21 protein-coding genes are annotated in these 24,489 nt (G+C 72.0%); 11 read left to right on the top strand and 10 right to left on the bottom strand.

All coding sequences use genetic code 11. The features are described 5' to 3' along the window. Nucleotides 1–50 precede the first annotated feature (50 nt). Nucleotides 51–992 (top strand): RluA family pseudouridine synthase, encoded by a 942-nt coding sequence (locus B4U46_RS10000; protein ID WP_079426078.1) that lies wholly within the window; start codon nucleotides 51–53, stop codon nucleotides 990–992. An 85-nt stretch (nucleotides 993–1,077) separates the two neighbouring features. Continuing rightward, nucleotides 1,078–2,670: a Na+/H+ antiporter gene (locus B4U46_RS09995; protein WP_079426075.1), complete on the top strand. Its 1,593-nt coding sequence runs from the start codon at nucleotides 1,078–1,080 to the stop codon at nucleotides 2,668–2,670. A gap of 5 nt (nucleotides 2,671–2,675) precedes the next feature. Here the strand turns inward: B4U46_RS09995 and B4U46_RS09990 are convergent, their stop codons facing one another. Further along, nucleotides 2,676–3,713: a mechanosensitive ion channel family protein gene (locus B4U46_RS09990; protein ID WP_079431664.1), complete on the bottom strand. Its 1,038-nt coding sequence runs from the start codon at nucleotides 3,711–3,713 to the stop codon at nucleotides 2,676–2,678. 64 nt (nucleotides 3,714–3,777) lie between these two features. Here B4U46_RS09990 and B4U46_RS09985 point away from each other — a divergent pair, with 64 nt between their 5' ends. Next, nucleotides 3,778–4,356, top strand: coding sequence for a dienelactone hydrolase family protein (locus B4U46_RS09985; RefSeq protein ID WP_079426072.1), 579 nt, complete (start codon nucleotides 3,778–3,780; stop codon nucleotides 4,354–4,356). Between the two features lie 72 nt (nucleotides 4,357–4,428). Here the strand turns inward: B4U46_RS09985 and B4U46_RS09980 are convergent, their stop codons facing one another. The 5 genes from B4U46_RS09980 to B4U46_RS09960 form a co-directional block, all read right to left on the bottom strand. Further along, on the bottom strand, nucleotides 4,429–5,397 hold the full coding sequence (locus tag B4U46_RS09980; RefSeq protein WP_079426069.1) for a zinc metalloprotease: 969 nt from the start codon (nucleotides 5,395–5,397) through the stop codon (nucleotides 4,429–4,431). 232 nt (nucleotides 5,398–5,629) lie between these two features. After that, nucleotides 5,630–7,309 carry an alkaline phosphatase D family protein gene (locus tag B4U46_RS09975; protein WP_079426066.1) on the bottom strand — a complete coding sequence of 560 codons (1,680 nt, stop codon included), beginning with the start codon at nucleotides 7,307–7,309 and terminating at the stop codon, nucleotides 5,630–5,632. 127 nt (nucleotides 7,310–7,436) lie between these two features. Next, nucleotides 7,437–8,231 carry a DsbA family protein gene (locus B4U46_RS09970; protein WP_079426063.1) on the bottom strand — a complete coding sequence of 265 codons (795 nt, stop codon included), beginning with the start codon at nucleotides 8,229–8,231 and terminating at the stop codon, nucleotides 7,437–7,439. Nucleotides 8,232–8,275: 44 nt separating this feature from the next. Continuing rightward, nucleotides 8,276–8,968: a hypothetical protein gene (locus B4U46_RS09965; protein WP_079426060.1), complete on the bottom strand. Its 693-nt coding sequence runs from the start codon at nucleotides 8,966–8,968 to the stop codon at nucleotides 8,276–8,278. A 73-nt stretch (nucleotides 8,969–9,041) separates the two neighbouring features. Then, nucleotides 9,042–10,367 (bottom strand): DUF2252 domain-containing protein, encoded by a 1,326-nt coding sequence (locus tag B4U46_RS09960; RefSeq protein ID WP_079426058.1) that lies wholly within the window; start codon nucleotides 10,365–10,367, stop codon nucleotides 9,042–9,044. Between the two features lie 169 nt (nucleotides 10,368–10,536). Here B4U46_RS09960 and dnaE point away from each other — a divergent pair, with 169 nt between their 5' ends. Then, nucleotides 10,537–14,076 carry a DNA polymerase III subunit alpha gene (dnaE, locus tag B4U46_RS09955; RefSeq protein WP_079426055.1) on the top strand — a complete coding sequence of 1,180 codons (3,540 nt, stop codon included), beginning with the start codon at nucleotides 10,537–10,539 and terminating at the stop codon, nucleotides 14,074–14,076. 100 nt (nucleotides 14,077–14,176) lie between these two features. Here the strand turns inward: dnaE and B4U46_RS38010 are convergent, their stop codons facing one another. Further along, the gene (locus B4U46_RS38010) at nucleotides 14,177–14,344 is read right to left on the bottom strand and encodes a hypothetical protein (RefSeq protein ID WP_167747578.1); all 168 of its coding nucleotides are present in this window, start codon (nucleotides 14,342–14,344) and stop codon (nucleotides 14,177–14,179) included. 212 nt (nucleotides 14,345–14,556) lie between these two features. Here B4U46_RS38010 and B4U46_RS09950 point away from each other — a divergent pair, with 212 nt between their 5' ends. Genes B4U46_RS09950 through B4U46_RS09935 form a run of 4 tightly spaced genes read left to right on the top strand, consistent with a single transcriptional unit; the run spans nucleotide 14,557 to nucleotide 18,340 of the window. Continuing rightward, nucleotides 14,557–15,843, top strand: coding sequence for an NYN domain-containing protein (locus B4U46_RS09950; protein WP_079426050.1), 1,287 nt, complete (start codon nucleotides 14,557–14,559; stop codon nucleotides 15,841–15,843). A gap of 28 nt (nucleotides 15,844–15,871) precedes the next feature. Next, nucleotides 15,872–16,909, top strand: a complete 1,038-nt coding sequence (locus B4U46_RS09945; RefSeq protein WP_398898379.1) for an ABC transporter ATP-binding protein — start codon at nucleotides 15,872–15,874, stop codon at nucleotides 16,907–16,909. Then, complete coding sequence (locus B4U46_RS09940; protein ID WP_079426044.1) at nucleotides 16,906–17,691, top strand: ABC transporter permease; 786 nt, start codon at nucleotides 16,906–16,908, stop codon at nucleotides 17,689–17,691. The genes B4U46_RS09945 and B4U46_RS09940 overlap by 4 nt, the downstream gene beginning before the upstream one ends. 34 nt (nucleotides 17,692–17,725) lie before the next feature. Beyond that, entirely contained in the window at nucleotides 17,726–18,340 is a 615-nt protein-coding gene (locus B4U46_RS09935) for a hypothetical protein (RefSeq protein WP_079426041.1), read from the top strand. A gap of 111 nt (nucleotides 18,341–18,451) precedes the next feature. On the opposite strand, the gene ybaK is transcribed toward B4U46_RS09935, so the two are convergent. The 3 genes from ybaK to B4U46_RS09920 are packed head-to-tail and all read right to left on the bottom strand — an operon-like array spanning nucleotide 18,452 to nucleotide 21,324. Beyond that, complete coding sequence (ybaK, locus tag B4U46_RS09930; protein WP_079426038.1) at nucleotides 18,452–18,946, bottom strand: Cys-tRNA(Pro) deacylase; 495 nt, start codon at nucleotides 18,944–18,946, stop codon at nucleotides 18,452–18,454. Nucleotides 18,947–18,950: 4 nt separating this feature from the next. Next, complete coding sequence (locus B4U46_RS09925) at nucleotides 18,951–19,691, bottom strand: LON peptidase substrate-binding domain-containing protein (RefSeq protein WP_079426035.1); 741 nt, start codon at nucleotides 19,689–19,691, stop codon at nucleotides 18,951–18,953. A 34-nt stretch (nucleotides 19,692–19,725) separates the two neighbouring features. Continuing rightward, on the bottom strand, nucleotides 19,726–21,324 hold the full coding sequence (locus tag B4U46_RS09920; RefSeq protein ID WP_079426032.1) for an oxidoreductase: 1,599 nt from the start codon (nucleotides 21,322–21,324) through the stop codon (nucleotides 19,726–19,728). A 122-nt stretch (nucleotides 21,325–21,446) separates the two neighbouring features. Between B4U46_RS09920 and hisD the strand changes: the two genes are divergently transcribed. Genes hisD through hisB form a run of 3 tightly spaced genes read left to right on the top strand, consistent with a single transcriptional unit; the run spans nucleotide 21,447 to nucleotide 24,489 of the window. After that, the gene (gene hisD / locus B4U46_RS09915; RefSeq protein WP_079426029.1) at nucleotides 21,447–22,787 is read left to right on the top strand and encodes a histidinol dehydrogenase; all 1,341 of its coding nucleotides are present in this window, start codon (nucleotides 21,447–21,449) and stop codon (nucleotides 22,785–22,787) included. Continuing rightward, the gene (locus B4U46_RS09910) at nucleotides 22,784–23,899 is read left to right on the top strand and encodes a histidinol-phosphate transaminase (RefSeq protein WP_237292762.1); all 1,116 of its coding nucleotides are present in this window, start codon (nucleotides 22,784–22,786) and stop codon (nucleotides 23,897–23,899) included. The genes hisD and B4U46_RS09910 overlap by 4 nt, the downstream gene beginning before the upstream one ends. Beyond that, nucleotides 23,896–24,489, top strand: coding sequence for an imidazoleglycerol-phosphate dehydratase HisB (gene hisB / locus B4U46_RS09905; protein ID WP_079426023.1), 594 nt, complete (start codon nucleotides 23,896–23,898; stop codon nucleotides 24,487–24,489). The genes B4U46_RS09910 and hisB overlap by 4 nt, the downstream gene beginning before the upstream one ends.

Raw genomic sequence — 24,489 nt, 5'->3', positions numbered from 1 at the left:
CGGGGCCGCGCGCGGGACGGGACCTGCGCCGAGTCCGGCATACTCGACGGGTGAGTACGATTCCCGAGATCCGCACCCTGCCCGTTCCCGATGGCCTGGAAGGCGAGCGCGTCGACGCCGCGATCGCCCGTATGTTCGGTTTTTCCCGGACGAAGGCGGCCGAACTGGCGGCGGAGGGGAAGGTCTCGGTCGACGGCAGTGTCGTCGGCAAGTCCGAGCGCGTGCACGGCGGGGCCTGGCTGGAGGTCGAGATGCCCGCTCCGCCGAGGCCGGTCGAGCTGGTGGCCGAGCCGGTGCCGGGCATGGAGATCATCCACGACGACGACGACGTCGTGGTCATCATGAAGCCGGTCGGCGTCGCCGCCCATCCCAGCCCCGGCTGGACCGGCACCACCGTCATCGGAGGCCTGGCCGCGGCCGGCTACCGGATCTCCACCTCGGGCGCGTCCGAGCGGCAGGGCATCGTGCACCGCCTCGACGTCGGCACCTCCGGCCTGATGGCCGTGGCCAAGTCGGAGCGCGCGTACACCTCGCTGAAGAACCAGTTCCGCGAGCGGGTCGTGGACAAGCGGTACCACGCGCTGGTGCAGGGGCACCCGGACCCGATGAGCGGCACCATCGACGCGCCGATCGGGCGGCACCCGAGCGCGGACTACAAGTGGGCGGTGACGCAGGACGGCAAGCCGTCGGTCACGCACTACGACCTGATCGAGGCGTTCCGGGCGGCGTCGCTGCTGGACATCAAGCTGGAGACGGGGCGTACGCACCAGATCCGCGTGCACATGTCGGCGCACCGGCACCCGTGCGTCGGCGACCTGACCTACGGGGCCGACCCGACGGTCGCGAAGCGGCTGGGGCTCACGCGGCAGTGGCTGCACGCCGTGCGGCTGGGCTTCGAGCACCCCGCCGACGGGCAGTGGGTGGAGTTCGAGAGCACCTACCCCGCCGACCTCCAGCACGCCCTGGACGTCATCCGGGCCGAAAGCCAGTAGGGGCCCCGGCGGGCGGGGCAGTGCCCGGAACGGGTCAGGGGGCTCAATCCCCGGATGCGGCGCAGCCCCCTGGCAGGGTGGACGAGTGGATCAGCTCGCTCTGCTCTTCGTGCTGTTGCTCGGCGCCGTCGTCACCGTTCCGCTCGGGGACCGGCTGGGCCTGCCCGCGCCCGTGCTGATGACTCTCGGCGGGGTCGTGCTGGCGCTGGTGCCGGTCGTGCCCAATGTCGGCATCCCGCCCGAGTACATCCTGCCCCTGCTGCTGCCGCCCCTGCTGTACGCCTCCGCGCAGCGCACCTCCTGGCGGCAGTTCGCGGCCAACGTCCGGCCGATCCTGCTGCTGGCGGTGGCCCTGGTCTTCGTGACCACCGCCGCCGTGGCCGCCGTCGCGGGCGCCGTCGTCCCCGGGCTGCCCGTCGCGGCGGCCGTCGCGCTCGGCGCGCTCGTCGCCCCGCCCGACCCGGTCGCGGCCACCGCCGTGGCCGGCTCGCTCGGGCTGCCGCGGCGCATGGTGTCGATCCTGGAGGGCGAAGGGCTCTTCAACGACGTCACCGCGATCGTCCTGTACCACGTGGCCGTCGCGGCCGCGGTGAGCGGAAGCTTCTCCTGGCCCGCCGCGCTCGGGGAGTTCGTCCTGTCCGCCGTGGTGGCCGTGGCCATCGGGTTCGCGCTGGGCTGGGCCACCAACCGGCTGATGGACCGCCTCGGGGACGCCACCCTCCAGATCGGGCTGACCGTCCTGGTGCCGTTCGTCTCGTACGTGGTGGCCGAGGAGCTGCGGGGCTCGGGCGTGCTGGCCGTGCTGACCACCGCCCTGTTCCTCGCCGAGTACGCGACCGATGCCGACGACGTGCTGGGCCGCCTCGCCGGGCACACCTTCTGGGAGGTCATCGACGTCCTGGTGACCGGCGTGGCCTTCGGGCTGATCGGGCTGGAGCTGCACAACGTCTTCGGCGTCGCGAAGGGCCGCGAGTGGGAGATGGCCGGCTGGGCGGCGGCCGTGATCGCGGTGGTGGTCGCCGTACGGCTGGCGTGGCTGCTGCCGGCGGGCTGGCTGGCGAAGAGGCTGCACGGGCGGCGCGACTACGAGGAGGAGATCCCGCTGAGCTGGCGGGAGAGCGTGGTCATGTGGTGGGCGGGGATGCGCGGGGTGGCGTCCGTCGCGCTGGCCCTGGCCATCCCGCTCCGGACGGACGCCGGGGAACCCTTCCCGGACCGGGACGAGATCGTCTTCATCGCCTTCGCCGTGATCATGGCCACGCTGGTGTTCCAGGGGCTGACCCTGCCCTGGCTGGTACGGCGGCTGGGCGTGGAGGCGGACACGGACGCCGAACGGGAGGGCGAGCGGGCGCTCGCGCTGCGCGCGGCGAAGGCGGCGAAGCGGCGGCTGAGGGAGATCGAGGAGGTCGAGGACCTTCCGGAGGACCTGGTCGAGGTCCTGTACCGGCGCGCGTACGACGTGGGGGCGAGGATCAGCCCGGACCTGGTCGACGAGGAACGCCGCGAGGCCTACGCCAAGCGGGTGGAGCGGATCCGGCAGGTCCAGCGGATCCAGCGGGAGATGATGTCCGCCGCCCGCCACGAGGTCCTGTCGGCCCGCAGCGAACCGGGGGCCGACCCGGAGATCGTCGACCGGGTGCTGCGGCACCTCGACGTCCGCAGTCTGCGCAGTACGTAGCGGACTCAGTCGCGCGGGGGTGCCTCCGCCGTGGTGATGCGGGGGAGGGCGTACGGGTGCTCCGCCGCCAGCCAGGTGATCAGTTGCTCGCGGACCGCGCAGCGCAGGGTCCACAGGTCGTCGGCGTCCTTCGCGGTGACCACCGCGCGGGCCACGATGGTGTTCGGGGTGGTGTCCGTGACGGCCAGGCTGCCCGTGCGGCCGTCCCATTCGGGGAGGTCCTTGAGGAGTTCGGCGAGCTTGTCCCGCATCCGGGCGACCGGGGCCGAGTGGTCCAGGTGCCAGAAGACCGTGCCGGTCATCTGGGCGCCGCCGCGCGACCAGTTCTCGTACGGCTTGCTCGTGAAGTACGAGACCGGCATCGTGATGCGGCGCTCGTCCCAGGTGCGGACCACCAGGAAGGTCAGGGTGATCTCCTCGACCTTGCCCCACTCCTTGTCCACGACCACCGTGTCCCCGATGCGCACGGTGTCGCCGAAGGCGATCTGGAGCCCGGCGAAGACGTTGCCGAGGGAGGCCTGTGCGGCGATGCCCGCCACGATGCCGAGGACTCCGGCCGAGGCCAGCACCGAGGCGCCGACGGTGCGCATCGCGGGGAAGGTCAGCAGCATCGCGGCCGAGGCGACCACGACGGCCACGGCGGTGACGGCCCGCTGGATCAGGGTGACCTGGGTGCGCACGCGCCGCACCCGGGCGTCGTCCGGCGCGGAGGCGGCGTAGCGGGCGTACGCGGAGTCGACGACCGCGGTGGCGATGCCGACGAGCAGCCAGGCCGTCGAGGCGATCTGGACCAGGGTCAGGACGTGGCCCACGGCGCCCGCGTGACCGGGCAGGATGTGCGCCGGCCGGTAGGCGGCCTGGAGGGCGGCGGTGGCCAGTACGAGCCGGAACGGCAGGACGCAACGGCGCAGCAGCCCCCACAGCGGGGTCTCGGTGTGCCGGGCGTCGGCCTGGCGCAGCAGCAGGTCGAGCAGCCAGCCGGCGAGCAGGGTGAGGACCAGTACGGCGCAGACGACGGTGGCGGGACGCAGGGCGTTCTCCATCTCCATGCAGGAGAACCTATCCACGGGGCGCCGCCGGACTCCTGCCATTGCGGGCAATGGCACGATGGGAGGCATGAACATCATGCTCTTCCACTCGACGTACGGGCTGCGGCCCGCGGTGCACGCGGCGGCCGACCGGCTGCGGGCCGCCGGACACCGGGTACAGGTGCCCGACCTCTTCGAGGGCCGTACGTTCGAGACGTTCGAGGAGGGCGTGGCCCACCTGGAGGAGGTGGGCCGCGACGAGCTGCTCAAGCGGGCGGTGCTGGCCGCGGCGCCCTTCTCCGACCAGGGCCTGGTCTACGCCGGTTTCGACTTCGGCGGCTCGGTCGCCCAGCACCTGGCGCTGGCCGACGACAAGGCGCGCGGGCTGCTGCTCCTGCACGGTACGGCGGACCTGGAGGACGACACCTCGGCCGACGAACTGCCGGTACAGCTGCACATGGCGGACCCGGACCCCTTCGAGACGCACGACTGGCTGACGGCCTGGTACCTGAGGATGCGGCGGGCCGGGGCCGACGTGGAGATCCACAGCTACCCGGGTGCGGGGCACCTGTTCACGGACCCGGACCTGGACGACTACGACGCGGACGCCGCCGGGGAGGTCTGGCGCATCGCGCTGGCGTTCCTCGACAGCCTGTAGGGGGCGGCCGGAACGGGCAGGGCCCGGCGCTCGGTGCGCCGGGCCCTGCCGTGTGTGGAGCGGTGAGCGCGATCAGGCGCGGTAGGCGGTCCACATGCTCTGCATGCGCGAGACCTGGCCCGCGGTGAACTGGTACATGCAGGAGTCGTACGTGTAGTCCATGAAGTTGTGGATCGGGTCGACGCCCGCCTTGGTGGTGCAGGAGTCACGGCCGGTCGGGCACTCGAAGGCCGCGCTCTTCTCGGCCGGGGTGTCGGAGACGGAGTCGCCGCTGCCCGAGCAGCCGCCCTGGAAGGTGTGGTACAGGCCCATCCAGTGGCCGACCTCGTGGGTGGCGGTGTCGCCCTCGTTGTAGTTGGTGGCGGAGCCGCCGGGCAGCGAGGAGTTGAGGATGACCACGCCGTCCATGCTGGGGGCGGAGGCGTAGGAGCTCGGGAAGGTCGCCCAGCCGAGGAGGCCGCCGCCGAGGTTGGCGGTGTAGAGGTTGAGCGCGTTCTTGCCGCCCTTGCGCAGGGCGGTCTTCATGTCCTTCTCGGCCTGGGTGCCGTCGGAGACGGTGTACCAGGTGGCGTTGTCGGTGTAGTCCGTGCCGGCCAGGGAGAACTGGAAGCCGGAGTTGACGTTGCCGGTGCCCTGGCCGGCGTAGGCCGCGTTGAGGACGTTGATCTGGTTGTTGATGTCCGTCGCGGTCAGCTGGCCCTGCGTGCCGTTCGTGATCACGTGGACGTACACCGGGATGGTGGTCACGGCGGTGGCCAGCGAGGGAGCGGCTTCGCGGGCGCCGAAGAGCTGCTGCGGCGACAGCTGCATCTGGCTGAGCTTCTTGTTGAGGTCCGCGTCCATGGCCTTGGTCTGGGCCTCGGAGAGCTCGTTGGGCTCGGCGGCGTGCTTGTCCTTGGGCTTCGCGACACGGGCGTTGGCCGGGGCGGAGCCCTCCTCTGCACAGGCCTGGGCGCCGGTCTTGGGAGCGGCGGTGGCGACGGTGGTGGGGGCCGTCAGCGGGGCGAAGGCCAGGGTGGAGGCCAGAACGGCCGTGCCCATGAGGCGGCGGCGGAGAAGGGGGGATATGCGGGCAACAGCGCGCACGGTGACTCCTCGGCAAGCGTGGTGGGGGGTGAGGGATTTCCTCACGCTGGCCGGAAGTTTATGTGTCCATGTCATTCATTCCGCAAGTACCCGGAAGTTAAAGATTTGTTGCCTGCGGTACACCCGGGGCTCCTGGTCTGCACCAGGAGCCCCGTTGAACAGCAGATTTGACGGTGTATCAGGGGATTTAGAGAACCGGCCGGTCGACCCGCTCCACCTTCTGCGTGCCGTTCAGGGTCCGGTACGAGCGGGCCCAGGACGAGGTCGCGTCCTGGCGCCGCTTGTCCGAAACCACGTAATAGTCCATCTGCGAGCGCTCGGCCGTCACGTCCAGCACGCCGTAGCCGTGCGAGTCCATGTCCAGCCACTTCACGTGCCAGTTCGCGGCCTTGATGGCCGATTCCGCCACCACCGACACGGTGTGCGGAAGTACGTGCAGTGTGTCGTCGATGTTGTCGGACGTCACCGACGTGACCACGAACTCGGTTCCCACCGTGCCCGATCCCGGGTAGGTGGCCATGTTCACCGGGACGTCGTTCGCCCAGGCCATGTGGATGTCACCGGTCAGGAACACCGTGTTCTTGATGTTCCGGTCCTTCAAGTGGCCCAGGAGCTCCTTGCGATCGTCCGTGTAGCCGTCCCACTGGTCCACGTTGACCGCGAGGCCGCCCTCGGGCAGCCCCAGCAGGTGCGTGAGCGGCTGGAGCACCTGCGCGGGCAGCGAGCCGAAGGCCACCGGCGAGATCATCACCGAGGTGCCGACCAGCTTCCAGGTCGCGGTCGAGCCCGCCAGCCCGGCCTTGAGCCAGTCCAGCTGCGCCCGCCCGGTGATGGTGCGCTCCGGGTCGTCCACCGCGCCGCTGCCGGTCTTGGCCTGCTCCGAGCGGAAGGAGCGCAGGTCCAGCAGGTGCAGGTCTGCCAGGCTGCCGAAGCGCAGGCGACGGTACACGGTACCCGCGATGGAGGTGCGCACGGGCATCCACTCGAAGTACGCCTGCTTGGCCGCGGCGGCGCGGGCCGCCCAGTCGCCCTCGGTCGCCGGGGTGTGGTTGTTGGCGCCCCCGGACCAGGCGTTGTCGGCGAACTCGTGGTCGTCCCAGATGGCCACGATCGGGTGGGCCGCGTGCATCGCCTGGGCGTCGCGGTCCGTCTTGTACTGGCCGTGCCGGATCCGGTAGTCGGCCAGCGTGATGATCTCGTTCTTGGGCTCGTGCCCGCGCACGACGTACTTGGCCGCCGGGTACTCCCCGGTCTTGTACTCGTAGATGTAGTCGCCCAGGTGTAGGACCGCGTCCAGGTCGGTGCGGGCGGCCAGGTGGCGGTACGCCGAGAAGTAGCCGGACTCCCAGTTGGAGCAGGAGACCACGCCGAAGCGCACGCCCGGGGTGGCCGCGTCGGCCGCCGGGGCGGTCAGGGTGCGGGCGGCCGGGGAGACGGTGGCGCCGGCGGTGAAGCGGTACCAGTACGGGGTGTGCGGGCGCAGGCCGCGCACGTCCACCTTGACCGTGTGGTCGGAGGCGGCGCTCGCGGTGACGGAGCCCCGCGCGACGATGCTGGAGAAGGCCTTGTCCTCGGCAACCTCCCAGCCCACCGCGGTGTCCGGCCCCAGTCCGGAGCCGGGGACGGCCTCGGGGGTGGGGGTGACGCGGGTCCACAGCAGGACGCCGTCGGGCAGCGGGTCGCCGGAGGCGACGCCGTGCAGGAAGGCGGGGGCGGATTCGGCCGCCCGGGCGGTGGACGCGCCCAGGGCGATCGGCGCGAGGGCCGCCGTGGCGGCCGCGGCCAGAACGACCGTGCGGCGGCGCGGATTCGCCGCGGTCGCGGCGGAGTCCGGGGCAGGGGAGAGGGGGGTGAGATGACTGGTCACGGGCGCTCATATTACTGATCGGTATGTGTCCTGGAACAGTCACCGAACGACAACGGGCGCGCGAACTTTGAGAGTTCGCCCGCCCGTTATGGCGGAAATGCGGAAGAAGGGGCGGCCTGGCGGCCCGTCAGCCCGCGATCGCCTTGTCGATGGCCGCGGTGAACGCCTCCGGGGTGGCCGGGGTGTCGATCTTCTTGCCGTCCATCTTCAGCGTCGGGGTGCCCGTGACACCGGACTTGTCGAAGGACTTCGACATGTCCATCGCCCACCGGTCGTAGGTGCCGTCCTCGACGGCCTTCTTGAACTCGGCGTTGCCCTTGAGGGCCGGGACGGTGTCCGCGACCTTCAGCAGGTAGTCGTCCTTGGCGAAGCTGTCGACGCGCTCGTCGGGGTGCAGCGCCTTGGAGTAGAGGGCCGCCTTGTAGTCGAGGAAGGCCTCGGGGCTGACGTTCAGCGCCGCGCCCAGCGCGCTCAGCGCGTTCTTCGAACCCTCGCCCTTGGCCCCGTTGTCGATGAAGGTGGCGCCGATGTACCGGAGCTTGAACTTGCCCGCGTCCACGTCCTTGCGGACCTGCTCGCCGACCGTCTGCTCGAAGGCGGCGCACGCGGGGCAGCGCGAGTCCTCGTAGAGCTCCAGGGTCTTCTTCGCCTCGGGCTTGCCGACGACCACGGTCAGGCCGTCCGCGCCCTCGGTGTTCTTCGGCTTGACCAGCGGGGCCTCGGCGGCCTTCTCCCAGTAGCCGGGCTGGCTGGACTGCACGACCGCGTAGCCGATGCCGCCGGCCAGCGCGAGGGCGGCGACGACGCCGGCGGCCACGAACACCTGGCGGCGGGCCTTGTCCTTCTTCGCCTGCTTCTCGCGCTCGACGCGCAGCTTCTCGCGGGCGGCGGCCTTGTTCTGCTGGCTGTTGCGGGAACTCATGGTGATCTCCGTGGGAAATGAGGGGGACTGTCCGTGCGTACGCGTCAGACGCTCGCGAGCGTCGCCGTCCGTACGGGAGGTCCCCGCCGGCCCACGGAATGCGCCGGGAAACGGGTCCGGGCCACCGCGCCGGGCCGCGCCGGGCGCAGCGCCCGCCCGGTCCCGCCGGGGAGCGGCGCCACCGAGGCCGCCGCCAGCCGCAGCGGCCGGAAGGCGAAGGCGGCGACCGCCCGCAGCAGCCGCACCAGGGCCCGCTCGCCGTGGCGCAGCCAGGCGGCGGCGAGCAGCCCGACGCCGACGTGTGCGCCGAGCAGCAGCCACGGCGTCCACGGCCCGGGGGCGGCCGGCAGCACGGCCGGATCGCCGGCGGGCCCGGCCACCCCGGTCAGCGGGCCGCCCACCGGGGTCCCGCCGCACAGCCCGTCCAGGCCCAGCGCGTGCAGCGGCCCGGAGACCGGTCCGCCGGCGGGGCCGTAGCAGACGCGCTGCCCGGCGGTGAAGACCGTGTCGGCCGCCAGCTCCAGCGGGACCAGCAGGCCGGCGATCGGCCCGAAGCCCCGCTCGCGGCCGGCCAGGGCGTAGGCGAGGGCGAACACCGTGGCGAAGGCACCGCCGAGCAGGGCGGGCGGCAGCGGCACCCGGGACAGGAGCACGTGGGAGCCCGCCGAGAGCAGCACGACGAGCGCGCTGAACAGCGCGGCCCGCAGCCCCCGGATCCTCACCCCTGATATGTCCATCGCCGCGAGTCTGCCATGGCTTCCTGTGAGGAGGGGATCACGGGGGCCCCGTCGGCCGGCGGTCCCGCGGGACCTACGGCATGATCCGGCCGTTCCTGAAGAGGTCCACGAAGATCTGGTGGTCGGCGCGGGCCCGGGCCCCGTAGGCGTGGGCGAAGTCGACCAGGAGCTTCGGGAAGCCCTCCTCGTCGGCGGCGATCGCCGCGTCGATGGCCCGCTCGGTGGAGAAGGGGACCAGGGACTGGCCGCTCTCCGCCTCGTCGGCCGAGGCGTGCATGGTGGCCGTGGCCCGGCCGAGGTCCGCGACCACCGCCGCGATCTCCTGCGGGTCGTCCAGGTCCGACCAGTCCAGGTCCACCGCGTACGGGGAGACCTCCGCGACCAGCTGCCCGGCGCCGTCCAGCTCGGTCCAGCCCAGCCACGGGTCGGCGTGCGCCTGGAGGGCGCGCTGGGAGATCACCGTGCGGTGGCCCTCGTGCTGGAAGTACTCGCGGACCGCCCGGTCCGTGATGTGCCGGGAGACGGCCGGGGTCTGCGCCTGCTTGAGGTAGATCACGACGTCGTTCTCCAGGGCGTCGCTGTGCCCCTCCAGCAGGATGTTGTACGAGGGCAGCCCGGCCGAGCCGATGCCCACGCCCCGGCGGCCCACCACGTCCTTGACCCGGTAGGAGTCCGGGCGGACCAGGGACTCCTCCGGAAGGGTCTCCAGGTAGCCGTCGAAGGCGGCCAGCACCTTGTAGCGGGTGGCCGCGTCCAGCTCGATGGCCCCGCCGCCCTCGGAGAAGCGCCGCTCGTGGTCGCGGATCTCGGTCATCGAGTCCAGCAGGGAGAACCGGGTGCGCGAGCGGGCGTCGCGCAGGGCCCCGAGGAGGGGGCCCTCGGCGGTGTCCAGGGTGAAGGAGGCGACCTCCTCGTTCTTGGCGCCCGTGGCCAGCTGGTGGATGCGCTCGCGGTAGGCCTCCGCGTAGGTCCTCACGAGGGCGCTGATCTGCTCGTCGCTGAGCGCCTTGGTGTAGCCGATCAGGGCGACGGAGGCGGCGAAGCGCTTGAGGTCCCAGGTGAAGGGGCCGACGTAGGCCTCGTCGAAGTCGTTGACGTTGAAGACGAGCCGGCCGTTGGAGTCCATGTACGTGCCGAAGTTCTCCGCGTGGAGATCGCCGTGGATCCAGACCCGGCCGGTGCGCTCGTCGAGGAAGGGGCCGCCGTGCCGGTCGCGCTCCAGGTCGGCGTAGAAGAGGCAAGCCGTGCCCCGGTAGAAGGCGAAGGCCGAGGCGGCCATCTTCCGGAACTTGACCTGGAAGGCGGCGGGGTCGGCGGCCAGCAGCTCCCCGAAAGCGGTGTCGAACACATCGAGTATCTGCTCGGCGCGCTGCTCGTCGGTCGTCTCGGGAACCGCCATGGCGGATGCCTCCTGGTGCACGGGGTGGTACGGGTTCTGACCGACTGGACGTCGGACACGTGTTCCTGGTTCTGCAACGCCCGACCGTATCTCTCCGTGCCCCGGATCTGTCACCCGTGGGACGTAGGATTCATAGCTGCCGCCCCTCTCTCCTCCGGAGGCCCACACCGTGTCCAAGACGCCGTTCACGCACCTGCACGTCCACACCCAGTACTCGCTGCTGGACGGTGCCGCTCGGCTGAAGGACATGTTCGCCGCCTGCAATGAAATGGGCATGACGCACATCGCCATGTCCGACCACGGCAACCTCCACGGTGCGTACGATTTCTTCCACTCCGCCCAGAAGGCCGGGATCACCCCGATCATCGGAATCGAGGCGTACGTCGCCCCCGAGTCCCGGCGCAACAAGCGGCGCATCCAGTGGGGCCAGCCGCACCAGAAGCGGGACGACGTCTCCGGCTCCGGCGGTTACACGCACAAGACGATCTGGGCGGCGAACAGCACCGGCCTGCACAACCTCTTCCGGCTGTCCTCCGACGCTTACGCCGAGGGCTGGCTGACCAAGTGGCCCCGCATGGACAAGGAGACCATCGCCCAGTGGTCGGAGGGCCTGATCGCCTCCACCGGCTGCCCCTCCGGCGAGGTGCAGACGCGACTGCGCCTCGGCCAGTTCGACGAGGCGATCAAGGCGGCCTCGGACTACAAGGACATCTTCGGCGAGGGCCGCTACTTCCTGGAGCTGATGGACCACGGCATCGAGATCGAGCGCCGGGTCCGCGACGGCCTGCTGGAGATCGGCAAGAAGCTCGGCATCCCGCCACTGGTCACGAACGACTCCCACTACACCTACGCCCACGAGGCCGGCGCCCACGACGCCCTGCTCTGCATCCAGACCGGCAAGAACCTCTCCGACCCGGACCGCTTCAAGTTCGACGGCACCGGCTACTACCTGAAGTCCACGGACGAGATGTACGCCATCGACTCCTCGGACGCCTGGCAGGAGGGCTGCGCCAACACCTGGAAGGTGGCGGAGCAGGTCGACACCGAGGGCATGTTCAAGTTCCGCAACCTCATGCCGAAGTTCGACATCCCGGAGGGCTACACCGAGGTCACCTGGTTCCGCGAGGAGACCATGCGGGGCATGCACCGCCGCTTCCCCGGCGGGATCCCCGAGGACCGCATGAAGCAGGTCGAGTACGAGATGGACACGATCATCTCGATGGGCTTCCCCGGCTACTTCCTCGTGGTCGCCGACTTCATCATGTGGGCCAAGAACCAGGGCATCGCGGTCGGCCCCGGCCGAGGCTCCGCGGCCGGTTCGATCGTCGCCTACGCCCTCGGCATCACCGACCTCGACCCCATCCCGCACGGCCTGATCTTCGAGCGCTTCCTCAACCCCGAGCGCGTCTCCATGCCCGACGTCGACATCGACTTCGACGAGCGCAGGCGCGTCGAGGTGATCAGGTACGTCACCGAGAAGTACGGCCAGGACAAGGTCGCCATGATCGGCACCTACGGCACCATCAAGGCCAAGAACGCGATCAAGGACTCCGCGCGCGTCCTCGGCTACCCGTACGCCATGGGCGACCGCCTCACCAAGGCCATGCCCGCCGACGTCCTCGGCAAGGGCATCCCGCTCTCCGGCATCCTCGACCCCTCGCACCCCCGCTACAGCGAGGCCGGCGAGATCCGCGGGATGTACGAGAACGAGCCCGACGTGAAGAAGGTCATCGACACCGCCCGCGGCGTCGAGGGCCTGGTGCGCCAGATGGGCGTGCACGCCGCCGGCGTGATCATGTCCAGCGAGAAGATCACCGACCACGTGCCCGTCTGGGTCCGGCACACCGACGGCGTCACCATCACCCAGTGGGACTACCCGAGCTGCGAGTCGCTCGGCCTGCTGAAGATGGACTTCCTCGGCCTGCGCAACCTCACGATCATGGACGACGCCGTCAAGATGGTGAAGGCCAACAAGGGGATCGACATCGACCTCCTGGCCCTCCCGCTCGACGACCCCAAGACCTTCGAGCTGCTCCAGCGCGGCGACACCCTCGGCGTCTTCCAGTTCGACGGCGGCCCCATGCGCTCCCTGCTGCGCCTGATGAAGCCCGACAACTTCGAAGACATCTCCGCCGTGTCCGCGCTCTACCGCCCGGGCCCGATGGGCATGAACTCGCACACGAACTACGCCCTGCGCAAGAACAAGCAGCAGGAGATCACCCCGATCCACCCCGAGCTGGAGAAGCCGCTCGAAGAGGTGCTCGCGGTCACCTACGGCCTGATCGTCTACCAGGAGCAGGTGCAGAAGGCCGCCCAGATCATCGCCGGCTACTCGCTCGGCGAGGCCGACATCCTGCGCCGCGTGATGGGCAAGAAGAAGCCCGAGGAACTGGCCAAGAACTTCACGATCTTCCAGGCCGGCGCCCGGAAGAACGGCTACTCCGACCAGGCCATCCAGGCCCTCTGGGACGTCCTGGTCCCCTTCGCCGGCTACGCCTTCAACAAGGCCCACTCCGCCGCGTACGGCCTGGTCTCCTACTGGACCGCCTACCTCAAGGCGAACTACCCCGCCGAGTACATGGCGGGCCTGCTCACCTCGGTCAAGGACGACAAGGACAAGTCCGCGATCTACCTGAACGAGTGCCGGCGCATGGGCATCAAGGTGCTCCCGCCCAACGTCAACGAGTCCGAGTCCAACTTCGCCGCCCAGGGCGACGACGTGATCCTCTTCGGCCTCACCGCCGTCCGCAACGTCGGCCAGAACGTCGTCGACTCGATCATCAAGACCAGGAAGTCCAAGGGGAAGTACTCCTCCTTCCCCGACTTCCTCGACAAGGTCGAGGCCGTCGTCTGCAACAAGCGCACCATCGAGTCGCTGATCAAGGCCGGCGCCTACGACGAGATGGGCCACACCCGCAAGGGCCTGGTCGCCCACCACGAATCGATGATCGACAACGTGGTCGCGGTCAAGCGCAAGGAGGCCGAGGGCCAGTTCGACCTCTTCGGCGGAATGGGTGACGAGGAGAGCGACGAGCCCGGCTTCGGCCTCGACGTGGAGTTCTCCGACGTCGAGTGGGAGAAGTCCTACCTGCTCGCCCAGGAGCGCGAGATGCTCGGCCTCTACGTCTCCGACCACCCGCTCTTCGGCCTGGAGCACGTCCTCTCCGACAAGACGGACGCCGGCATCTCCCAGCTCACCGGCGGCGAGCACGCCGACGGTGCCGTGGTCACCATCGGCGGCATCATCTCCGGCCTCCAGCGCAAGATGACCAAGCAGGGCAACGCCTGGGCCATCGCCACCGTCGAGGACCTCGCCGGCTCCATCGAGTGCATGTTCTTCCCCGCCACCTACCAGCTCGTCTCCACCCAGCTGGTCGAGGACACCGTCGTCTTCGTCAAGGGCCGCCTCGACAAGCGCGAGGACGTCCCCCGCCTCGTCGCGATGGAGATGATGGTCCCCGACCTCTCCTCCGCCGGCACCAACGCCCCCGTCGTCCTGACCATCCCCACCGTCAAGGTCACTCCGCCGATGGTCACCCGACTGGGCGAGATCCTGCGCCACCACAAGGGCAACACCGAGGTGCGGATCAAACTCCAGGGCCCGCGCACCACCACCGTGCTGCGCCTCGACCGGCACCGGGTCCAGCCCGACCCGGCGCTCTTCGGCGACCTCAAGGTCCTGCTCGGCCCGTCCTGCCTGGCCGGCTAGCCCGGCCGGGCGAAGCAGCCGCCGCACGCACGGGAAGGGGGCCCGCCCCGGCACTGCCGGGGCGGGCCCCCTTCCGCTCTCACCGCTCGCGCGGAGGCGCTCAGTTGTGGCCGAAGCGCTTCGACTTGCTCTTGTGGGCCATGTCCAGCGGACTGGGCGACTGCGAGGGGCGGTCGTCGGAGGTCTCCGTCGAGCCCTTGGGCATGTCCTGCCCGCCCGGTCGCGTCTGCTGCTTGGCCGGCTGCTTCTGGTTCTTGTTCTTGGCCATGGAATGCCTCCGTGGGGGGTGTAGGGGCCAGGGCCGCCTTCACCCTCACACACCACAACAAAGCGCGCATTTTGGATCATTGCCGTGCGTAGCGGGGCCCACCGCCGGGCCTGCCGCGAGATACGCCACGCCGGTGATCCAGTTCCGGCCGTCAACGCCCTTGCAGTCGGGCAGACTCGGGGAAAACCTGTCGAGGACCCCCACGGAAGAGGGTGGAACGCGTGGACCGCTGCGTCGTCCTGGTGGATGCCGGATACCTGCTGGGCGCGGCCGCGAGCCTCCTCGCGGGAGAACCCTCGCGCTCGCGCATCACCGTCGACCACTCCGCCCTCATCCAGGGCCTGCGCGAGCGCGCCGAGGCCGACACCCAGCAGCCCCTCCTGCGGATCTACTGGTTCGACGGCGCCCCCGACCGGGTGCCCCAGCCCGAACACCGCCGGCTGCGCGTCATGCCCCGGGTCACCGTCCGGCTGGGCGCCCTGACCCGCAGCGACGGCCGCTGGGCCCAGAAGGGCGTCGACGCCGCCATGCACGCCGAACTCACCGAGCTCGCCCGCAACCGGGCCTGCTCCGACGTGGTCCTCGTCACCGGCGACGGAGACCTGCTGCCCGGACTGATGTCCGCCAAGGAACACGGGGTCGCCGTCCACCTCTGGGCCGTCCAGGCCGCCGACGGGGACTACAACCAGTCGGAGGACCTCGTCGCCGAGGCCGACGAACGCCGCGTCCTCGACCGCGCCTGGATCACCCGCGCCGTCCGGGCCCGCGACCTCGCCGGACTGTGCCCCCCGCCGCCCGCCCCCCGCCCCGAGATCGCCGCCATCCTCTCCGCGCCGCTGCCCGAGGCCGCGCTCGCCGAAGCCGCCCGCAACGGCACCCCGGCCGCCCCCGAACCGCCCTCCAACGGTGCCGCCGTACCGGCCCCCGCCACCGAGGGGGCCAAGCCCTCCGTCCCCACCCCCAAGGACCTCGCCGCCCTGCGCGCCCCCGCCCAGGGCCCCGGCGCCGCGCAAGCGCACCCCGCCCCCAGCCCGGCCGGCAGCGCCCTGCGCTGGTCCTCCGACAAGGGCTGGATCGACCGCCCCGGCCCGCTCGGCGAACCCGCCGAGACCGCCTCCCTCCCCACCCTCGCCCAGCTCACCAGCGCCGAACAGCGCTGGGCCGACCGCGAGGAGGACATCACCACCGTCGGCGGCGATCCCTTCGAGGTCGGCCAGGTCTTCGCCCGCCGCTGGATGGAACGCCTCCCCGAGACCGGCCACCTCCAGAAGCTCGCCACCATGTACCCGCGCGTCCCGCACCGCATCGACGGGGAGCTGCTGCGCTACGCCGCCCGCTTCGGGCTCCTCGCCCACAAGGACGACCAGATCGACGAGCACGACCGCTACGCCATCCGCGCCGGGTTCTGGAGGGAGATCGACGTGCGCGCCGCGGCCGAGCACATGGGCGGAGCAACGGCCTCCGCATCCGCGGCGCCGATGACCCCGGCGGCCGAGTGAGAGCGGAACCCGCGTAGGCTGCTCCCTCGTGAGTACGGGCACAGCGCAGGCAGGGCACACCACGGCAGAGGCCGCAGGGGCGGCTTCCGGGGTGGTCTGCGCGGTGCGGGACCTGGTCAAGACCTACCCCGCGGTGCGCGGCCGGCGCGGCGCGCCCGCCCTCCCCGAGACCCGTGCCACCGACGCGATCTCCCTGGAGGTCCGGCGCGGCGAGATCTTCGGACTGCTCGGCCCCAACGGCGCCGGCAAGTCCACCCTGGTCCGCCAGCTCACCGGGCTGCTGCGCCCCGACTCGGGCTCCGTCACCCTCCTCGGCCACGACCTCGTACGCCACCCCGAGCGGGCCTCCCGCCTGCTGGCCTACCTGGGGCAGGAGTCCACCGCCCTCGACGAGCTCACCGTCGCCCTCGCCGCCGAGACCACCGGCCGGCTGCGCGGACTCGACGCCCGCGCGGCCCGGGCGGCCCGTGACGAGGTCCTGGAGGAGCTCGGGCTGACCCCGATCGCCGGGCGCCCGCTGAAGAAGCTCTCCGGCGGACAGCGGCGGCTCGCCTGCTTCGCCGCCGCACTGGTGGGGGAGCGGCCGGTGCTCGTCCTCGACGAACCCACCACCGGCATGGACCCCGTCGCCCGGCGCGCCGTCTGGTCGGCCGTGGACCGGCGCCGCGCCCGGCACGGCGCCACGGTGCTGCTGGTCACCCACAACGTCATCGAGGCGGAGACCGTCCTCGACCGGGTCGCCGTCATCGACCACGGCAAGGTCATCGCCTGCGACACCCCGGCCGGCCTCAAGGCCAGGGTCTCCGACGAGGTCCGCCTGGAACTGGTGTGGCGCACCGCCGCGCCGCTGGAGGTCCCCGAGGTCGCCGCGCTGGCCCCGCGGGCCGCCGAGTCCGGGCGCCGCTGGGTGCTGCGCCTGGGCCAGGACGAGGCCCGCGCCGCCGTCGCCGCAGTGACCGGCGGCCCGGCCTTCGCCGCCCTCGACGATTTCACGTTGGCCACGCCGAGCCTGGAGGACGTCTACCTCGCGCTGGGCGGCCGGATGAAGGGTCTGGTCAAGTCGTGACCACCGCTGCCGCTCCCGCCGTTCCGGCCGCCGTCCTGGCGCCCCGGGCACGGCTCCTCCCCGCCCTCGCGGCCGTCTACCGGGCCCAGCTGTCCCGGGCCCGGGTGGCGCGCATACCCCTCCTCTTCGTCGCCACCTTCCAGTCCGTCGGGATCATGATCCTGATGCGGGGCGTGGTGGACGGCGGCTCCGAGGCGCGGGCGGTCGTCGCCGGCTCGTCGGTGCTGGTCGTCGCCTTCGTCGCGCTGAACCTCCTGGCCCAGTACTTCGGCCAGCTGCGGGCGGGCGGGGGGCTCGACCACTACGCCACCCTGCCGGTGCCGCCCGCCTCCGTGGTGCTGGGCGCGGCCGCCGCGTACGCCTCCTTCACCCTGCCGGGGACGCTGGTGACGGCCGTCTTCGGGTGCGTGCTGTTCGGGCTGCCGATGGGCGGGCTGTGGATCCTGGCCGCCGTGGTGCCGCTGGCCGGGGCCGCGCTGGCCGGGCTCGGCGCGGCGCTGGGCCTGCTGGCGCCCCGGCAGGAGCTGGCCACGCTGGCCGGGCAGCTGGGCATGTCGGCGGCCCTGCTGCTGGGGGTGCTGCCGGCGGAGCGGATGCCGGAGGCCATCGTCTGGGCCCGGGACCTGCTGCCCTCCACCTACGGGGTGGAGGCCTTCGCGCGGACCTTCGCCCCGCACCCGGACTGGGCGGCGGTCGCCGCCGACCTCGGCGTGTGCGCGGCGGTCGGGGTCCTCTCCCTGGCCGTCGCGACCTGGGCCTACCGGCGGGCGGCGGTCCGCTGACGCGGCCGCCGGGGCCACCTGGCACGATGTGGGGGTGACCGAAGCCGTGACCCCGCCGCCACCCGCCCCCCTCCCGGACCATGAGCCCGCAGTCAGCCCGGCGGACATCCGCGACGGGGCCACCGTGGCCCTCGTGGTGGGCCTCTGCGGGGCGCTCCTCGGGCTGCTGTGGGCCTGGCTCGCGCCGCGCGTCCAGTACGTGGCCCACGGCCAGGCCGTCTTCCTGAAGAACACCGAGGGCGAGGCGCGGATCGGCGCCGACGGCACGTTCTTCCTGCTGTCGCTGGGGCTGGGCGTGCTGAGCGGCCTCGCCGTCTTCCTGTGGCGGCGGCGCGGCGGTGTCGCGCTGGTGGCCGGGCTCACGGTCGGGGCGTGCTTCGCCGCGCTGCTGGGGTGGCGGACGGGGCTGTGGCTGGGGCCCGGCACCGATGTCGCCGCCGCGGCGGCCAAGGCGGGGCCGGACGTGCCGTTCGACGCTCCGCTGCAGTTGCTGGCGTACGGGGTGCTGCTGGGGTGGCCGATCGCCGCCGCCGTGACCCACCTGGCGCTGACGGCCGCCTTCGGCCCCCGGGACCCCGAGCCGACCCCCTGGACGGGTGCCTACCCCCCGCCCCACGTCCACGCGGACGCGAAGCCGCCCCAGGGCTGAGGGCTGTTTTCTCCCCGCCCCGCCCTTTCACCGTTTCCGCCTCAAACGCCGGCGGGGCTATGTATAGCCCCGCCGGCGTTCGAGGCACTGGGGGAGGCTCTGGGCGGACCGCTACGCGCGGGCGATCGGGGCCAGGACCGCGTCCGTGAGGGCCGCCAGGGAGGACGGGGCGAGTTCGACCTCCAGGCCGCGGCGGCCCGCCGAGACGCAGATCGTGGCGTGCCCGGAGGCAGAGGCGTCCAGGACCGTCGGCAGCCGCTTCCGCTGGCCCAGCGGCGAGATCCCGCCCCGGACGTAGCCGGTGGTGCGCTCCGCCAGCGCCGGATCGGCCATCGCGGCCCGCTTGCCGCCCACCGCCGCCGCCAGTGCCTTCAGGTCCAGCGAGCCCGAGACCGGGACCACCGCCACGGTGAGGTTCCCGTCCACCTCCGCGACCAGGGTCTTGAACACCTGCTCCGGCGACACCCCCAGCGCCTCGGCCGCCTCCTCGCCGTACGAGGGGTGCGCCGGGTCGTGCTCGTAGGAACGGGTGGTGAACTCGACGCCCGACGCGGTCAGGGACGTGATCGCGGGAGTGCCCGCCGTCTGCTGCTTCTTCTTGGCCATGGCCTCAGTTCGGGCTCGTCGGGGCGCGGGTCAGGTCCACCGCCGGCAGGGACGGGAGGTGGCGGATCACCGCGGTCTCGGTGCGGAGCAGCTTCAGCTCCTCCGCCAGCCGCGTCGCGGTGTCCGGGGCCTGGAGCAGGCGCTGCTTCGACGGGATGTCCAGCACGGCCGCCGCCGCCACCAGGTACGACACCACCGACGGCTCGTCCGGCAGGTCCGGCGCCGACGTGAGGGACCGCTCCCGGGCCCCCGCCAGCCGCTTCTGGTAGGCGCGGAAGGCCCGCAGGACCCCCTCGGACAGGGCGCCCGCGCCGTCCCCGGCGTCCTCCGCGAGCTCCTCCAGCTCGGCGACGAGGAAGGGGCCCGAGGAGTCCACCGACAGCAGCCGCACCCGTGTCGTGCCGGTGGCGAGGACCTCGAAGCTGCCGTCCTCCCGCTCCCGGATCGTCGCCGCGTCCGCGATGCAGCCCACCCGGTGGAACGCCTGGATCGGGTCCGCGCCGAAGCCCGCCGCCGGGCCCTTCTCGGGCAGGGACGTCGGGTCGGGCAGCCCGGGCGCGGTCGGCGCGACCTCCCGGCCGTCGCGGATCGCGACGACGGCGAACCGGCGCGGCTCGTCCTCACCGATCTTCAGCAGCTCGCGCATCATGGCGCGATACCGCTCCTCGAAGACGTTCAGCGGCAGCACGAGGCCCGGGAACAGCACCGAGTTCAGTGGGAAGAGGGGCAGGCGAACGGTGGTCACGACCCACAGGGTAGTGGCCGCGGCGGCCGGGCCGTCACCCCCGCCGCAGCAGCCGGGACGCGCCCGCGGCCACCGTCGTGGCCAGGATCCATCCCAGCAGGACCAGCGCCGCCGAAGCCCACTGCCAGACTCCTTGCGTCTTCCACTGGCCCTCCTGGCCGAGGTCGATCACCGGCAGGAGGAGGTCGAGGGCGTAGAGGGCGGCGTTCCAGACGGGGTGCTCGTCGGCCTTGAGGGGTTCGGGGCGGTGCCGCAGGAACAGCAGGGTGCCCGCCGCCCACAGGACCGCCATCCACAGCGCGGCCCGCCCCGGCCGGTACCCGTAGAGCACCGTCCAGTCCTGGAGGTACCCCCAGGCCCGCCCGGCCGGCGAGAGCGTGGTCCGCCGGCGCCGCTCCTTGGCCAGCAGCACCTCGCGGGCGTCGGAGTCCTCCCCGCGGGCCCGCAGCACGGCCGCGAGCCGCTCGTACGGCTCCGGCGAGTAGTCGGGGCTGGCCGCCCCCACCCACTCCAGGCGCCGCTCCAGAGGGAAGTGCCCCCGGGGCGCCAGGGTCTCGTAGGAGAAACCCTCCATGAACAGCCGGCCCGGGCCGGGCCAGCTCGTGGAGCGGTCCACCAGCCGCACCACCTTCGCCCCGGACAGCACCACCCGCCCCTGCTCCGGCGCGTCCCCGACGAAGCGCAGCTCGGGAGTCTGGATCCGGCGCAGCGAGACCTCCTGGTCGGGCTGGAGCTCGAAGCGGGCCGCGTAGAAGTCGACGGAATCCCCGAAGCGGCCGTCGTCCAGCCGCAGCCCGCCCCGGCACTCGAACGGCCGCGTCGGGACGCCCCGGGTCGGGGTCCGGCTCCAGTCGTACGGGCGCGTCGGGTCCCCGGCCGGCCCGAGGGCGGCGGAGGTCAGGTAGAGGGTGCGCTCGACCGTGAGGGTGGGCGCGTTCAGGGCGCGGCGGCCGTAGGGGTTGCGCAGCCGGGCCCCGCGCAGGCTCATCGAGGCTCCGACCCGGGCCCCGCGCAGGCTGACCTCGCCGTTCGTCTCCAGCAGCTCGGCCTGGAAGTCCTGGGCGACCACCAGCCCGTCGGCGGCGATCGCCCGCCCCCGCCCGTCCCGCTGCACCACGGTGCTGCCGATCAGCAGGTCGGTGCCGATCTGCGCGTCGGTCAGCCGGATCCCGCGCGCCACCCGGCAGCGCGACAGGTGCAGGTCGCCCTCGGTGTGCAGCCGGGCCCCGTCCAGCCGGGGGATCGCGCAGTTGTCGAGCCGCAGGGTGCCGAAGCGGGTCTCGGAGAGCTGGATCTCGCCGTCGAAGCGGCACGAGCGGATCTCCACGTACGGGGCTACCGTGCCGCCGGACAGGTCCAGCCGGCCGGTGATCCGGGCGCCGCGCAGCTTCAGGCAGCCGACCCGGCCGGGCACCGGTGCGGGACCGGCGAGCAGCAGGTGCGCCACCACCTCCGCCCGGACCCGCCGCTCGGGCCCCCAGGGCCGGTCTCCGTGCGGATCGTCCCGTTCGGCCGAGTGCGTGCTCAGATCGCAGACGGTGCCCGCCCGGAAGGTCTCCCACATGAGCCGCTCGGGATCCGTGAGGTCGTCCGGACGCCCGTCCCCGTACGCGTCCCCGTGCGCTTCCGCCATGGCAGCCCCCCGCCGTCATCCCCGTGTACGTGAAAGCTAATCGCAGCCTGTGACATCCGGGGCGTGTATCAGCCAGTGATACGGGCGGACGGTGGTGGGAGACGGTCTGAGAGAATTGGGACGTGATCTCTCGTATCGACCTGCGCGGTGACGCCCTCCCCGAGGGTGGCGCCCTGCGCGATCTGCTGCCCCGTGCCGAGTTCGACGTGGAAGCCGCCCTGGAGAAGGTGCGGCCCATCTGCGAGGACGTCCATCATCGTGGCACGGCGGCGCTGATCGAGTACGCGCGGAAGTTCGACGGGGTCGAGCTCACGCAGGTCCGGGTCCCCGCGCAGGCCCTCACGGCCGCCCTGGAGCAGCTGGACCCGGCCGTCCGCGCCGCCCTGGAGGAGTCCATCCGGCGCGCCCGGATCGTGCACCGCAACCAGCGCCGCGCCGAGCACACCACCCAGGTGGTCCCCGGCGGCACCGTGACCGAGAAGTGGGTTCCGGTCGAGCGCGTCGGCCTGTACGCGCCCGGCGGCCGCTCCGTGTACCCGTCGTCCGTCGTCATGAACGTGGTCCCCGCCCAGGAGGCCGGCGTCGAGTCCATCGCGCTCGCCTCCCCGCCGCAGAAGCCCGCTTTTGAAGGAGATCCTGCCGGCGGGCTGCCGCACCCGACCATCCTGGCCGCCTGCGCGCTGCTCGGTGTGGACGAGGTGTACGCGGCCGGCGGCGCCCAGGCCGTCGCGATGTTCGCGTACGGCACGGACGAGTGCGCCCCCGCGAACATGGTCACCGGCCCCGGCAACATCTGGGTCGCCGCCGCCAAGCGCTACTTCACCGGGAAGATCGGCATCGACACCGAGGCCGGCCCGACCGAGATCGCCGTCCTCGCCGACTCCACGGCCGACCCGGTGCACGTCGCCGCCGACCTGATCAGCCAGGCCGAGCACGACCCGATGGCCGCCGCCGTCCTCGTCACGGACTCCCCGGAGCTCGCGGACGCCGTCGAGAAGGAGCTGGAGCCGCAGGTCGCCGCGACCAAGCACGTCGAGGACCGGATCAAGCCCGCCCTGGCCGGCAAGCAGTCCGCGATCGTCCTGGTCGACGACCTGGAGGCGGGCCTGAAGGTGGTCGACGCGTACGGCGCCGAGCACCTGGAGATCCAGACCGCCGACGCCGCCGCCTGGGCCGCCCGCGTCCGCAACGCCGGCGCGATCTTCGTCGGCCCCTGGGCGCCGGTCTCCCTCGGCGACTACTGCGCCGGGTCCAACCACGTCCTGCCCACCGGCGGCTGCGCCTGCCACTCCTCGGGCCTGTCCGTGCAGTCCTTCCTGCGCGGCATCCACATCGTCGACTACACCCGCGACGCCCTCGCCGAGGTCACCCACCACGTGGTCACCCTCGCCGAGGCCGAGGACCTGCCGGCGCACGGCGCGGCCCTGAAGGCCCGCTTCGCATGGAAGGTGCCGAACCAGTGAGCAGCACCATCGGCATCGACGACCTCCCCATCCGCGACGAGCTGCGCGGCAAGACCCCCTACGGCGCCCCCCAGCTGGACGTGCCCGTCCAGCTGAACACCAACGAGAACCCGTACGAGCTCCCCGAGCCCCTGGTCCGCCGCATCGCCGAGCGCGTCGCCGAGGCCGCCCGCACCCTCAACCGCTACCCCGACCGGGACGCGGTGGAGCTGCGCACGGAGCTCGCGAAGTACCTCACCCGCACCGGCAAGCACCCGGTCTCCCTGGAGAACGTCTGGGCCGCCAACGGCTCCAACGAGGTCCTCCAGCAGCTGCTCCAGACCTTCGGCGGCCCGGGGCGCACGGCGATCGGCTTCGAGCCCTCGTACTCGATGCACGCCCTGATCGCGCGCGGCACCGGCACCGGCTGGATCTCCGGCCCCCGCCGGGAGGACTTCACCATCGACGTGGAGGCCGCCGAGCGGGCCCTCGCGGAGCACGCCCCCGACGTCGTCTTCATCACCTCGCCCAACAACCCCACGGGTACCGCGGTCGAGGCGGAGACCGTCCTGGCCCTCTACGAGGCGGCCCAGGCGGCCAAGCCGTCCCTGGTGGTCGTGGACGAGGCGTACGTGGAGTTCAGCCACCGCGACTCCCTCCTCCCGCTGATCGAGGGCCGCCCGAACCTGGTGGTCTCCCGGACCATGTCCAAGGCCTTCGGCGCGGCCGGCCTGCGCCTGGGCTACCTCGCCGCGCACCCCGCCGTGGTCGACGCCGTGCAGCTCGTACGCCTGCCGTACCACCTGTCGGCCGTCACCCAGGCGACCGCGCTGGCCGCCCTGGAGCACACCGACACCCTGCTCGGCTACGTCGAGCAGCTCAAGGCCGAGCGGGACCGCCTCGTCACCGAGCTGCGGGCGCTCGGCTTCGAGGTCACCGAGTCCGACGCGAACTTCATCCAGTTCGGGAAGTTCGAGGACTCCCACACCGCCTGGCAGAAGATCCTCGACCAGGGCGTCCTGGTCCGGGACAACGGCGTACCGGGCCGGCTGCGGGTCACCGCGGGCACCCCGGCCGAGAACGACGCGTTCCTGGAAGCGGTTCGCGCACTGAAGAAGGAGCAGCAGGCATGAGCCGCATCGGACGGGTCGAGCGCACCACGAAGGAGACCTCGGTCCTGGTCGAGATAAACCTCGACGGCACCGGCCGGGTCGACGTCTCGACGGGCGTGGGCTTCTACGACCACATGCTCGACCAGCTCGGCCGCCACGGCCTCTTCGACCTCACGGTCAAGACGGACGGCGACCTGCACATCGACAGCCACCACACCATCGAGGACACCGCCCTCGCGCTGGGCGCCGCCTTCAAGCAGGCCCTCGGCGACAAGGTCGGCATCTACCGCTTCGGCAACTGCACCGTGCCGCTGGACGAGTCCCTCGCCCAGGTCACCGTGGACCTCTCCGGCCGCCCGTACCTCGTGCACACCGAGCCCGAGAACATGGCGCCGATGATCGGCGAGTACGACACGACGATGACCCGGCACATCCTGGAGTCCTTCGTCGCGCAGGCCCAGATCGCCCTGCACGTCCACGTCCCGTACGGCCGCAACGCCCACCACATCGTGGAGTGCCAGTTCAAGGCGCTGGCCCGCGCCCTGCGCTACGCGTCCGAGTTCGACCCGCGCGCGGCCGGCATCCTGCCCTCCACGAAGGGCGCCCTCTAG

Source organism: Streptomyces katrae (genome assembly GCF_002028425.1).
GTDB lineage: Bacteria > Actinomycetota > Actinomycetes > Streptomycetales > Streptomycetaceae > Streptomyces > Streptomyces katrae_A.
This window is presented reverse-complemented; position numbering and strand designations above follow the sequence as displayed.